The 12,189-nt window shown below is 73.8% G+C and carries 9 protein-coding genes; 1 reads left to right on the plus strand and 8 read right to left on the minus strand.

Annotation, left to right across the window (positions count from 1 at the left end; genetic code table 11):
- Nucleotides 1-53: 53 nt before the first annotated feature.
- The 4 genes from ACFXDE_RS42655 to proS form a co-directional block, all read right to left on the minus strand.
- Complete coding sequence (locus tag ACFXDE_RS42655; RefSeq protein WP_030056773.1) at nucleotides 54-293, minus strand: RNA-binding protein; 240 nt, start codon at nucleotides 291-293, stop codon at nucleotides 54-56.
- A gap of 2 nt (nucleotides 294-295) precedes the next feature.
- Nucleotides 296-724: a 30S ribosomal protein S16 gene (rpsP, locus tag ACFXDE_RS42660; RefSeq protein ID WP_148642771.1), complete on the minus strand. Its 429-nt coding sequence runs from the start codon at nucleotides 722-724 to the stop codon at nucleotides 296-298.
- A 603-nt stretch (nucleotides 725-1,327) separates the two neighbouring features.
- On the minus strand, nucleotides 1,328-1,906 hold the full coding sequence (locus ACFXDE_RS42665) for a hypothetical protein (protein WP_380443859.1): 579 nt from the start codon (nucleotides 1,904-1,906) through the stop codon (nucleotides 1,328-1,330).
- Between the two features lie 410 nt (nucleotides 1,907-2,316).
- Entirely contained in the window at nucleotides 2,317-3,729 is a 1,413-nt protein-coding gene (gene proS, locus ACFXDE_RS42670; protein WP_380443857.1) for a proline--tRNA ligase, read from the minus strand.
- 332 nt (nucleotides 3,730-4,061) lie between these two features.
- Here proS and ACFXDE_RS42675 point away from each other — a divergent pair, with 332 nt between their 5' ends.
- Nucleotides 4,062-4,886 carry a class I SAM-dependent methyltransferase gene (locus tag ACFXDE_RS42675; RefSeq protein WP_380499606.1) on the plus strand — a complete coding sequence of 275 codons (825 nt, stop codon included), beginning with the start codon at nucleotides 4,062-4,064 and terminating at the stop codon, nucleotides 4,884-4,886.
- A 292-nt stretch (nucleotides 4,887-5,178) separates the two neighbouring features.
- Here the strand turns inward: ACFXDE_RS42675 and ftsH are convergent, their stop codons facing one another.
- The 4 genes from ftsH to ACFXDE_RS42695 all read right to left on the minus strand — a co-directional run bounded on the left by ftsH (nucleotide 5,179) and on the right by ACFXDE_RS42695 (nucleotide 12,088).
- Nucleotides 5,179-7,110, minus strand: coding sequence for an ATP-dependent zinc metalloprotease FtsH (ftsH, locus tag ACFXDE_RS42680; protein ID WP_380499608.1), 1,932 nt, complete (start codon nucleotides 7,108-7,110; stop codon nucleotides 5,179-5,181).
- Between the two features lie 172 nt (nucleotides 7,111-7,282).
- A complete protein-coding gene (locus tag ACFXDE_RS42685) occupies nucleotides 7,283-7,807 on the minus strand; it encodes a GNAT family N-acetyltransferase (protein ID WP_380499610.1) in 525 nt (174 codons plus the stop codon).
- A 115-nt stretch (nucleotides 7,808-7,922) separates the two neighbouring features.
- The gene (ffh, locus tag ACFXDE_RS42690; RefSeq protein WP_380443916.1) at nucleotides 7,923-9,488 is read right to left on the minus strand and encodes a signal recognition particle protein; all 1,566 of its coding nucleotides are present in this window, start codon (nucleotides 9,486-9,488) and stop codon (nucleotides 7,923-7,925) included.
- 134 nt (nucleotides 9,489-9,622) lie between these two features.
- The gene (locus ACFXDE_RS42695; RefSeq protein ID WP_380443849.1) at nucleotides 9,623-12,088 is read right to left on the minus strand and encodes a [protein-PII] uridylyltransferase; all 2,466 of its coding nucleotides are present in this window, start codon (nucleotides 12,086-12,088) and stop codon (nucleotides 9,623-9,625) included.
- Between the last annotated feature and the right edge of the window lie 101 nt (nucleotides 12,089-12,189).

Below are 12,189 nucleotides of genomic sequence, written 5' to 3' on the forward strand. Positions count from 1 at the left end.
ACGCCATGCGTCCCGGTCGGCCCCAAGCCCTGACGGCTGCACGGGCAGCTGCGTCAGCGGATGTTGTCCACGTCGACGAGGTCGACCCGGACGTTGCGACCGCCGAGGGCGCCGACCACGGTGCGCAGAGCGCGCGCCGTGCGGCCGCCCCGGCCGATCACCTTGCCGAGGTCATCGGGGTGCACACGCACCTCGATGGTGTTCCCCCGACGCAGGTTGCGCGAGCGCACCTGCACCTCGTCGGGGTGCTCGACGATGCCCTTCACCAGGTGGTCGAGGGCGTCCTCGATCACGATCAGGCCTCGGCGGCGGCGTCGGCCTCAGCCTCGGCCTTGTCCGACTTCTTGGCCTTCGGGGTGATGGCGACACCGGTGGTGGCGTCCTCGAAGCCGGCGACGGCCTTCGCGAACAGGTGCGAGAAGTCCTCGACCTTGGGCTCGGCGACCTTGAGCGGCGCCGGGGCCGGCAGGCCCTTGAACTTCTGCCAGTCGCCGGTCAGCTTGAGGATGGCGAGGACCGGCTCGGTCGGCTGGGCGCCGACGGACAGCCAGTACTGGGCGCGGTCGCTGTCGACCTCGATCTTCGAGGGGTTGTAGGTCGGCTGGTAGATGCCGATCTCCTCGATCGCGCGACCGTCACGCTTGGTGCGCGCGTCGGCGATGACGATGCGGTAGTGCGGGGAGCGAATCTTGCCGAGACGCTTGAGCTTGATCTTGACTGCCACGGGAGTGGATTCTCCTGGTGTTGACGTGGGTGAGCGGTCGCGTTCATCGCGTGGGGTTGCGGTGCGGACCGTTCAAGGGACACGCCAGCCGTAGGAGAGAGGGGTCCTGCTCGGCTGCCGAGTACTCAGCTGTCCATTCTGCCATACCGGCGCCAACCGCCTGGACCGGGCCTCCCGGGCACCGTCTGCGGACCGGGCTTCCCGGGCCCCGTCCACCGAGCCGGACACGGAGCCGGAGCCGGAGCCGGACCGGCCGACCCCCGGACCCACCTCGTGGGGCCGGACCGGACCGGGAGCCCCCGCTCCCGGTCGAGTCCACTGATTCCGTCCACGAGTCTTCCGATCGCACCCGCCGGTTCCACTGCCCGCACAGCCGACCACCGGGTCCTGCCACCCGGTCACGCGACCCCGAACCGGTCACGTGAGCCCGATGGGCCCTGCCTTGCCGAACTTCTCGAACGCGCTTGTCGAACTCGTCGAACGTGCCGAACTCGTCGAACCCCGCCGAGATTGCTGAAATTGCTGAAATGGTTGGAACTACCAGAACCGCCGGAACCGCCGGAACTTCCGGAACCCCGGAACGAACCGCCGAACCCGACAGGATCAGGCGATCTTGAAGGGCTGCTGGCACGCGCCGCAGACGATGGACGCCTGCGCGAGCACCGACGGCACGACCCGGACGTTCCGCCCGCAGCCGCACACCGCCTTGACCCGCACGCCGCCCCCGGAGGAACCGTGCCGGGCGGCCGGCCCGCGGAAGGCGCGCGTCGCGCCCTCGCCGGCCACCGCCTCCTGGTGCGCACCCAGGGCGCGGTCCAGGCGTTCGATGGTTTCGGCGTACCGCTCCTGCGTCTCCTTGAGCATGGTCACCTGGGAGAACCCGCTGCTCGCGTGCGGTTCCACCGGGTGTGCCAGACCGAGCTCGGAGGCGAGCATCAGGAAGCGCCGGTTGTGGTAGCGGCCGGCCCGCGAGGTGTCCCGGATGTCCCGGGCCGCGGCCAGACCGTGGGCAGCCTCGTGGAGGAGCCGCTCGAAACCGAGCCGCGTGCCACAGGCCGAGGAGGACTCTCCGATCAGGGCCTCGGGCGAGGCCAGGTCCGGGAGGTCCTGGTGGTAGGCCTGGATGTCACTCCAGGCGGCGGCCAGTTCGGCCGCGAGGACGAGGGGCTGTGTCGTGCTCACGCTAGACCAACGATGGAGTGCGAGCCGATGTTCCGCCTGTTCCCGTTCTCCGGGAATTCCCAGGGAACTCCCAGGAATGCATGGTCGCGCGCGAATTGCGCGTTCCGGATCTGACGCAAGACCAACCCCCTGCCGGTTTCGGCCCGCGCAGCTCGGCGGGCCTGGTGAATTCCGTCCGGGGGGCGGGCTGTCGCACCCAGGACGTACGGCCCGTGGTCCTGTCGAAGTTGACAGGGCCACGGGCCGTACACCGTACCGCTATTCCGTTAATACCGGCAGTTGACCGGCCAGTAGGGATGTTGCGAGTCCGGAGCCCTCGGCGAGAGTTACCGGATTCTTACCACCCGCATTCCGGGCAAATGTTGCCGGTAACGGTCATTACCCACCGCTGGTCGTACCGATGGTCGGGATCAGTACGCACGCGCGACGATCGCGATATTGCCTTCCTGGTCGTCCGTCTGCGGCACCGAACCGTCGGCGGCGACGATGCAGCGCACCGAGACGCCCTGCTCGGCCAGCTTGGCCTCGCCCTCCGGGCCGAGCTCGGCCCAGGAGATCCGGCCCCAGCCGGTGGCGGCGGCCTCGACGGCCTCGTCGAGGGTCTTGACGTCGACGGTGCGCGACTCGCGGCGCTCGCGGGACTGGCGCAGCAGGAGCGCCTGGTCGTCCTCCAGGACGCCCGGGAGCAGCTCGGCCAGGGCGTCGATCGAGACCGGCTCCTTGCCGCCCGCGATGCGGCGGACCAGCATCGCGGTGCCGTTCTCCAGGTCGCGCGGGCCGACCTCGATGCGGACCGGAACGCCCTTGAGCTCCCAGTCGACGGCGCGGCGGCCGAACGGGGTGTCGGTGCGGTCGTCGACGACCACGCGGACGCCGACGGCCTCCAGGCGGGCGCCGATCTCGCGGACCTTGGCGATGACCGCGTCGTCGCCCTTGATGGCGAGGACGACGGCCTGGACGGCGGCCAGGCGCGGCGGGACGCGCAGGCCGTTGTCGTCGCCGTGGGACATGATCAGGCCGCCGACCATGCGGGTCGAGACGCCCCAGGAGGTCTGCCAGACGTACTCGCGCTCGGCGCCCTGGAGCTGGTAGGTGGTGTTGAACGCCTTGGCGAAGTTCTGGCCCAGCTCGTGGCTGGTGCCCATCTGCAGGGCCTTGCCGTCGCCCATCATGCCCTCGAGGGTGAGGGTGTTGATGGCGCCGGCGAAGCGCTCCTTGGCGGTCTTGCGGCCGAGCACGACGTCGATGCCGAGCACGTTGGTCATGAAGTCGCCGTAGACCTGCGTGTGGATCATCGACGCGTACGCGCGGGCGTCCTCGTAGGTGGCGTGGGCGGTGTGGCCCTCCTGCCAGAGGAACTCGGTGGTGCGCAGGAAGACGCGCGGGCGCAGCTCCCAACGGACCACGTTGGCCCACTGGTTGATCAGCAGGGGCAGGTCGCGGTGGCTCTGCACCCACTTGGAGAAGTACTCGTTGATGATCGTCTCGGAGGTCGGCCGGACGACGACCGGCTCCTCCAGCTGCTTGCCGCCGCCGTGGGTGACCACCGCGAGCTCGGGGGCGAAGCCCTCGACGTGCTCGGCCTCCTTGGTCAGGTACGACTGCGGGATGAACATCGGGAAGTAGGCGTTCTGCGCGCCGGCCTTCTTGATCCGTGCGTCCATCTCCTGCTGCATCCGCTCCCACAGGCCGTAGCCGTACGGTCGGATGACCATGGTGCCGCGCACCGGACCGTTGTCGGCCAGCTCGGCCTTGTTGATGAGGTCCTGGTACCAGCGCGGGAAGTCTTCCGCCTGAGGGGTGAGAACGGGTGCCTTAGCCATGGCCCGAATGGTACGGGGAGCGGCCCCCTGACTTCGAATCGGTATCACACCCGCGGCGGACGGCCACCCGGCCACGGGACGCCACGGCTCGGCCACGGGACGACCACCGCACGACCACCGCACGACCACCGGACGGACGGGGCACGACCACGGGACGGACGGGGGCGCGGACGCGGGACGACCCCCGCCGACAGCAGGGGGCGCACGACCGCGACACGCGCGCACCACCCTGCACCCCTCTGGACGCCGCGCCCGAGCCGCTGTTCGCTGGAGTGGGGCGGGACTTTGGGGGAGCCGTAGCAGCACACCGAAGGACCGGATGGGAGGCCGCGATGGCTTCAGCTCGGACGACCGGCACGACCGAACGACCAGCGGGCGCACGACCGCACCACCCCCACGCGGGGGGCGCGTGGCCCGCGCGGGCGCGCGACTGGGCCGAGATCCAGGAACGCATGCTGGTACCGCTGTACGAGGCGGTCTACGACCGGCTGGAGGTCGGCCCGGCGAGCAGCGTGCTGGGCCTGGGCTGCCGCTCCGGGCTGGCGCTCCTGCTGGCGGCCGGCCGGGGTGCCCAGGTCGCCGGCCAGGAACCCCGGGACGAGCTGCGCGAGCTCGCGCGGGACCGCCGGCTGCGGGTGTGCGCGGGGGCCCGGCCGGCCACCGCGCTCCCCCGCTCGGCCCATTCGCTGGTGACGGTTTTCGAACAGCTCCCGGCGAGCGCCGAACCGCGCATCGTGGTCGCCGAGGCCGCCCGGCTGACGCTGCCCGGCGGGCACGTGGTGCTGGCCGCCTGGGGGCCGCAGGAGCGCTGCGAGAGCGCCGCGGTGCTGGACGTGGCCCGGCGGATGGCCGGCCGCACCACCGCGCGCGACCCGTTCGACCTGAGCGCGCCGGGTGCCCTGGAGGACCTGATCGCCGCGGCCGGCCTGCGTCCGGCCGGCAGCGGCCGGGTGAGCTGCCCGTTCGCCTATCCGGACCTGGACAGCGCGGTGCGCGGCCTGCTCTCCACCGGGCTGTTCGAGGCCGCCGAGGAGTTCTCCGGCGGCGCGCTGGTGGCCAAGGAGCTGGAGGAGGCGCTGCAGCCCTACCTGCGCGCCGACGGGTCGGTCCGGATGGAGAACGTGTTCCGCTACCTGATCGCGGAGCGTCGCCGCTGACCCGGGCACCGCGGCACACGCGGCGCGGCACACGCACGGCCCGGCACACGCACCGCAGCACACGCGGCCCGGCACGAGCGGCCCGGCAGACACGGCACGCCGGAACCCGGCGGACCGGGGGCACACCCCGAGACGGACGAAACCGGGGGCGCCCGCCACCACGGCGAGCGCCCCCGGCCTTCTGCCCGCGCTTCCCCGAACGGCCCTGCACGGCCCCGCCGCGCACCACCGGGCCCCGCCACGCACCGAACGGCCCCGCATGGCCCCACCGGGCCCGCCGCGCACCGCCGCCCTACGAAGCGTCCCCGTCCTCGGCCGCCTCCCGCGGCACCCCGGCGGCCCGGTAGGCCTGCGCCTCGTCCAGCGTCTCCGCCTCCAGCAGCGCCGCCGCCAGCGCGTCGAGCCGGGTCCGCTGCTCGGTCAGGATCCGCACCGCGTCCTCGTAACACTCGGCGACGATCCGCCGAGCCTCCTCGTCCACCGCGTCGAGCGTGGTCGGGGCGGCGGAGAGCCCGTACGCCCCCTGCGGGTCGGCGGGCACGGCGGTGAGCCGCCCGACCCGCTCGCTCATGCCCCAGCGGCCGGCCATCCCCCGGGCGATGTTGGTGACCTGCTCCAGGTCGCTCTCCGCGCCCGTGGTGATGACCCCGTAGACGACCTGCTCGGCCGCCATCCCGCCGAGCGCGCCGATGATCCGGCCGCGCAGGTAGGGCTCGGTGTACGAGTAGCGGTCGTTCTCGGGCGTGGAGAGCGTGACGCCGAGCGCCCGGCCGCGCGGCACGATGGTGATCTTGCGGACCGGGTCGGCGCCGGGCTGGAGCATCCCCAGCAGCGCGTGCCCGCTCTCGTGGTACGCCGTGCGCTCGCGCTCCTCCTGCGGCATCACCAGCGGCCGGACGGCGCCGAGCTGGACCTTCTCCAGCGCGTCCGAGAGGTCCCGCTCGTTGACGGCGTCCTGCTTGCGCTTGACGGCCAGCAGGGCGGCCTCGTTGACGAGGTTGGCGAGCTCGGCGCCGGTCATCCCGGGGGTGACCTTGGCCAGCCGGGTGAGGTCGGCGTCGCCGGCCAGCGGGACGGTCCGGGAGTGGATGGCGAGGATCGCGGCGCGCCCCTCGCGGTCCGGCGGACTGACGGTGATCCGCCGGTCGAAGCGGCCGGGGCGCAGCAGCGCGGGGTCGAGCACGTCGGCCCGGTTGGTCGCGGCGATCACGATGACGCCCTCGGAGCCGGTGAAGCCGTCCATCTCGGTGAGGATCTGGTTGAGCGTCTGCTCGCGCTCGTCGTGCCCGCCGAGGCCGCCGCCCCCGCCGCGCTGGCGGCCGATGGTGTCGATCTCGTCGATGAAGACGATCGCCGGCGCCACCTTGCGCGCCTCGGCGAAGAGTTCGCGGACGCGGCTGGCGCCGACGCCGACGATCATCTCGATGAACTCGGAGGCGGAGGCGGAGAAGAACGGCACGTTGGCCTCGCCGGCGACGGCCCGGGCGAGCAGCGTCTTGCCGGTGCCGGGCGGGCCGCTCAGCAGCACGCCGCGCGGCATCTTGGCGCCCATCATGCGGTACCGCTGCGGGTTCTTCAGGAAGTCGACGACCTCGGCGAGTTCGGCCTCGACCTCGTCGATGCCGGCCACGTCGGCGAAGGTGGTGCGCCTGCCCTCCTCCGCGACCACCGGCTTGGGCGGCGCCTTGCGGCCGAGCGGCCCGGCGCCGAGGCCGCCGGACATCCGGCGGGCGAGCAGCACCCAGATGAAGACCAGCAGCAGCATCGGGGCCAGCGAGAGCAGCAGGTTGGAGAGGAAGCTGCGCTGCTGGACGACCGGCGAGGTGGCGGTGACCTCGATGCCCTGCTGCTGGAGGGTGGCCCAGAGGTTGTCGTTGGCGAAGGAGGGCCGCTGGGTGGCGAAGTCGGTGTAGTCGCCCTTGGCGCCGTCCGGCCGGGGCTGGGCGGACTTGAGGGTGCCCTCGATGGCGTCGCCCTTGGAGTAGATCTTGGTGATGTTGCCCTTGTTCAGCTGGTTGTTGAACTCGGTGTAGGAGATCGTCGTGGCGCCCTCGTTGCCGAAGAAGGACAGCAGCACGTCCGAGATCAGGAACACCACGAGCGCGGTGAGGATGAGGCCCATCCAGCCGCCGGGCATCCGGCGGCGGGGCGGCGGCGGGGGCGGGGCGCCCTCCGACCGCCAGGGCTGGTCGGGGGTCTGGCGCGGCGGGACGGGTTCGGTCACCTCTCGGACGATACGGACGCACGCTCGGGCGGGCCAACCGCAACGCCGCGCCCCCGAGCGGCCCCGGGTCAGCCCCGCGCGGCCTCCCGACCCGCCCCGGGACAGCCCCGCCGCGCCCCGAGCGGCCCCGACCGCCCCACCCCGCCCGCCGGATGCCCGCCGGGCACACCCGCTAGGCGCCCGAGCCCGGCCACTCCTCGACGGTCATCGCGAACCGCTCGTGGTCGCGCCAGGCGCCCTGCAGGAACAGCATCCGCGGCGTGTAGCCCTCGTGCCGGAAGCCCAGCCGCTTCGCCAGCGCGATCGACCGCTCGTTGTCCGGCTGCACGTTGATCTCCAGCCGGTGCAGCCCGAGCCCGCCCGCCGGCTGCGGGGCGAAGCAGCGGTCCACGACCAGCCGCATGCCCTCGGTCATCCGCCCGGTGCCGGCGAACGGCAGGTAGGAGTCGTAGCCGAGGGAGGCGTTGCAGAAGCGGCCCATCACGATGTTGGCCACGTTCACCTTGCCGACCAGCCCGCCGGTCTCGCGGTCGACGATCAGGTAGGTCCGCAGGCCGGCCCCCTGGCGCTCCAGCAGGTCGGGCAGCCCGTTCGGCTCGACCGGGTTCCACCGCCCGACGTGCTCGGCGGACCGTCGGACCGCCTCGGCGTACGCACCCTCGTCCTCGGCCCGCGGGGCCCTGATCGTCACTCGCACCCCACCATCATCGGACACGCGATCGGCCCGCCGCCCGGATAATCCGGACGACGGGCCGATCGGTGACGACGGCGGGGACGGTGGCGGGCCGACGGGCCCCGGACCGCCCGGATGCCTACAGCAGGTCCTTGAACTCCTTGGGGAGCTCGAAGTCGGCCGGTCCCTTGCCCGCGCCGAGGCCGAACGCCCCGCCGTCGGCCGGGGCCTGGGCGCCGCCCGGGCCGAGTGCGCGCCGCTCGGCGGCGGCCGCCTCCTCCTGCGCGCGCTTCAGCGGGTTGCCGCTCTTGCGCTTGCCCTTGGCCTGCGGGGCCTTCTTCGCGGACTTCTTCGCGCCGCCGCCCATGCCCGGGATCCCCGGCATGCCGGGCATGCCCTTGCCGGAGGCCATCGCGGACATCATCTTGCGGGCGTCGAAGAACCGCTCGACCAGGTTCTTGACCTCGCCGACCTGGACGCCCGAACCCTTGGCGATGCGGGCCCGGCGGGAGCCGTTGATCAGCTCCGGCTCGGCGCGCTCGGCCGGCGTCATCGACTTGATGATCGCGCCGACGCGGTTGACGTCCTTGTCGTCGATGTTGTTGATCTGCTCGCGGATCTGGCCCATGCCGGGCAGCATGCCGAGCAGCTTGGAGATCGAGCCCATCTTCTGGACCTGCTCCAGCTGGGACAGGAAGTCGTCCAGCGTGAAGGCCTTCGGGCCGCCGCGCAGCTTGGCGGCGATCTTCTCGGCCTCGGCCTGCGAGAAGGTCTGCTCGGCCTTCTCGATCAGCGAGAGGACGTCACCCATGCCGAGGATGCGCGAGGCCATCCGGTCCGGGTGGAAGGCGTCGAAGTCGTCGACCTTCTCGCCGTTCGAGGCGAACATGATCTGCCGGCCGGTGACGTGCGCGACCGACAGGGCGGCACCGCCGCGGGCGTCGCCGTCGAGCTTGGAGAGCACGACACCGGTGAAGTCGACGCCGTCGAGGAAGGCCTGCGCGGTGGTGACCGCGTCCTGGCCGATCATCGCGTCGACGACGAACAGGACCTCGTCCGGCTCGACCGCGGCGCGGATGTCCGCGGCCTGCTGCATCAGCTCGGCGTCGATGCCGAGGCGGCCGGCGGTGTCGACGACGACGACGTCGTACTGCTTCTGCTTGGCGTACTCGATCGAGTCCTTGGCCACCTGCACCGGGTCGCCGACGCCGTTGCCCGGCTGCGGGCCGTAGAAGGCCACGCCGGCGCGCTCGGCGACCACCTGGAGCTGGTTGACCGCGTTGGGACGCTGGAGGTCGCAGGCGACCAGCAGCGGGGTGTGCTTCTGCTTCTTCAGCCAATGGCCGAGCTTGCCCGCGAGGGTGGTCTTACCGGCACCCTGCAGACCGGCGAGCATGATCACCGTGGGGCCGTTCTTCGCGAACCGCACCCGACGGGTCTCGCCGCCGAGGATCGCGATGAGCTCCTCGTTGACGATCTTGATGATCTGCTGCGCCGGGTTCAGCGCGCCCGAGACCTCGGCACCGAGCGCCCGGTCCTTGACCTGCTTGATGAAGGCCCGGACGACCGGCAGCGCGACGTCCGCCTCCAGCAGCGCGATGCGGATCTCGCGGGCGGTGGCGTCGATGTCCGCCTCGCTGAGGCGGCCCTTGCCACGGAGGTTCTTGAACGTCGCTGCGAGGCGATCGGAAAGGGTGTCGAACACGTCGTCGCGGGTCCTCTGCGGCATCGGTATCGGTACGGTCGTCGCCCCCAAGGGTATCCGGCCACCCCGGGTACGGTCTCCACCCCCGTACGGACCGGGTCCGCGGCCCCTTCCCGCCGGGCCCGCGACCCCGTTCAGCCGAGTGCCGCGCGGACCGCGGCCGCCACCTCCCCGGCCCGCTGGGCGGCCAGCGGGCGGCCCTCCCCGTCGGTCAGGTAGAAGGAGTCGACGGCGTCCGCGCCGAGCGTGGAGACGTGCGCGGTGCGCACCCGGACGCCGGCCTCGTCCAGCGCCCGGCCGATCCGGTGCAGCAGCCCGGGGGCGTCGTGCGCGCGGACCTCCAGGACGGTCGCCGTCGCCGAGGCCACCGCGGGCGCGACCGTGACCAGCGGCGGCGGGGTCGGGATGCCCCGGCGCCGCGGGGCCGCCGCGTCCCGCTCGGCGAGCCGGCGGGCGACGTCCAGCGAGCCGTCCAGCGCCCGGCGCAGGTCCGCGCGCAGCCGGGCGGCCTCCGGCAGCTCGCCGTACTCGGCCGCCACCCGCCAGGAGAGCAGCAGGACCGGGCCCGCGCCGATCGGGTCCAGCTCGCGCAGGCCCGCCGAGCGGACGGTCAGCCGGTGCAGCGCGAGCACCCCCGCGACCGTGCCGAGCAGCCCGGGCCGGTCCGGGACGGCCAGCGTCAGCTCCACGCCCATCGGCTCCGGCGGGGTCGTGAGGGGCGGCTGCGCCGCAGGCGGGCCCGCCGTCTCCGCCTGGGCCTGGAGCGCCAGCGCCGGGGCGTCGGTGCGCGCGGCCTCGACGGCGAGCCGCTCCTGTTCGGCCGTGGGCGCCGCCTCGGCGGGCGCCGCCGGTCCCCCGGACAGCTGGGCGGCGGCCCGCGCCACCAGGCCGTCCACCAGCGAGGCGCGCCAGGTGCTCCACGCCGCCGGGCCGGTGGCCAGCGCGTCCGCCTCGGTGAGCGCGTGCAGCAGTTCCAGGCGCGGCAGGGTGGTGACCACCTTGGTGATCGCCTCGACGGTGGCCGGGTCGTCCGGGTCCCGCCGGGTGGCGGTGTCGACCAGGGTCAGGTGGTGGCGGACCAGCACCGCGAGGGTCTCGGTGTCCTCGGGGTCGAAGCCCATCCGGACGGCGACGTCGCGCACGATCACCTCGCCGGCCTCGCTGTGGTCACCGGGCCAGCCCTTGCCGATGTCGTGCAGCAGCGCGGCGACCAGCAGCAGGTCGGGCCGGGCCACCCGGCGGGTCATCGCGGCGGCCCGCACCGCCGTCTCGACGAGGTGGCGGTCCACCGTCCACCGGTGCACCGCGTTGCGCTGGGGGCGGCAGCGGACCCGCTCCCAGTCCGGCAGCAGCCGGGTGACCACGCCCTCGGCCTCCAGCGCCTCCCACACCGGCACGGCCGCCTCGCCGGCGCCGAGCAGCGTGACCAGCTGCTCGCGCGCCTCGTCGGGCCAGGGCACCGGCAGCGGGCGGCACTCGGCGGCGAGCCTGCGGACCGTCGCGTACGAGACGGTGAGCCCGTTCTGCGCGGCGGCCGCCGCGGCGCGCAGCGGCAGGACGGGGTCGGCGGCCGGGCGGGCGCCCTGCGCGAGCACCGCCTCGCCGTCCTGCTCGACGACGCCCTCGGCGAGCGGGCGGCGCTCGACCGCGCCGCGCGCCACCGCGCCCGAACCGCGCCCGGCGCCGCCGAACGGGAAGGCCAGCCGCCCCGGCCGTCGGCCCCGGCCGGACCGGGCGGCGAGCACCCGGTCCACCGCCCGCCAGGTGACGTCGCTCGCGTAGGCGATGGTCCGGGCCGCCTCGTAGACCTGGCGCAGCAGCGCGTCGGCGTCCAGCACGCCGAGCCGCTCGGCGACCTGGTCCTGGTCCTGAAGGCTGAGCCGCTCGGTGGCCCGGCCGGTGGCCAGGTGCAGCGCGTCCCGGACGTCGGCCAGCCGCAGCGCGGCGTCGTCGAGGCCGTCGCGCGGGGCGTCGGCGAGCCAGGTCGCGGCGACCGCGTTGAGCGCGACGACGTCGCGCAGGCCGCCCCGGGCCTCCTTGAGGTCGGGCTCCAGCAGGAACGACAGCTCGCCGTGCCGCTCGGCCCGCTCCCGGCCGAGCTCGCGCAGTTCGGGCAGCCGGGCCGGGGCGCCGGCCCGCCAGTCGCCGAGGACGGCGGAGCGCAGGGCCGCGGTCAGCGACTCGTCCCCGGCGACGTGGCGGGCGTCCAGCAGGCCGAGCTGCGCCTTGAGGTCGGCGGCGGCGACGGACCGCGCCTCGGCGACGGTGCGCACCGAGTGGTCAAGGGAGGCACCCGCGTCCCACACGGGGTACCAGATCCGCTCGGGCAGCTCCCGGTCGATCCGGCCGGAGTGCAGCAGGAGGACGTCGAGGTCGCTGCGCGGGGAGAGTTCGCCGCGCCCGTAGCCGCCGACGGCGACCAGGGCGACGCCGGCGGGGGCACCGGCGGACGCGAGCAGGCCCGCCAGCCAGTCGTCGGTGAGCCGGGCGAGCGCGGCGCGGCGTTCGCGGCCGGCCGGGCCGGGGCCGGCGAGCAGCGCGGCCCTGGCCGCTCCGTAGCCGGCGGGACCGGAATCGGAAGGACTGGTCTCGGTGGTCATGCGGGGTCCCGTCCGTCGGGCGGTTGTGCGGGGTGGCGCCGGCGGGCGGGCCGGGCGCCGATGCGCCGCCGGGCGGGCCCGCGACCCCTGGGGGTCGCGGG

This window comes from Kitasatospora sp. NPDC059408 (genome assembly GCF_042751525.1).
GTDB lineage: Bacteria > Actinomycetota > Actinomycetes > Streptomycetales > Streptomycetaceae > Kitasatospora.

What these genes read in the sequence shown, in the direction of transcription:
- ACFXDE_RS42675 (WP_380499606.1), top strand. Translation starts at nt 4,062, where the DNA reads ATGGCTTCAGCTCGGACGACCGGCACGACCGAACGACCAGCGGGCGCA.
- ACFXDE_RS42695 (WP_380443849.1), bottom strand. Translation starts at nt 12,088, where the DNA reads ATGACCACCGAGACCAGTCCTTCCGATTCCGGTCCCGCCGGCTACGGA.
- proS (WP_380443857.1), bottom strand. Translation starts at nt 3,729, where the DNA reads ATGGCTAAGGCACCCGTTCTCACCCCTCAGGCGGAAGACTTCCCGCGC.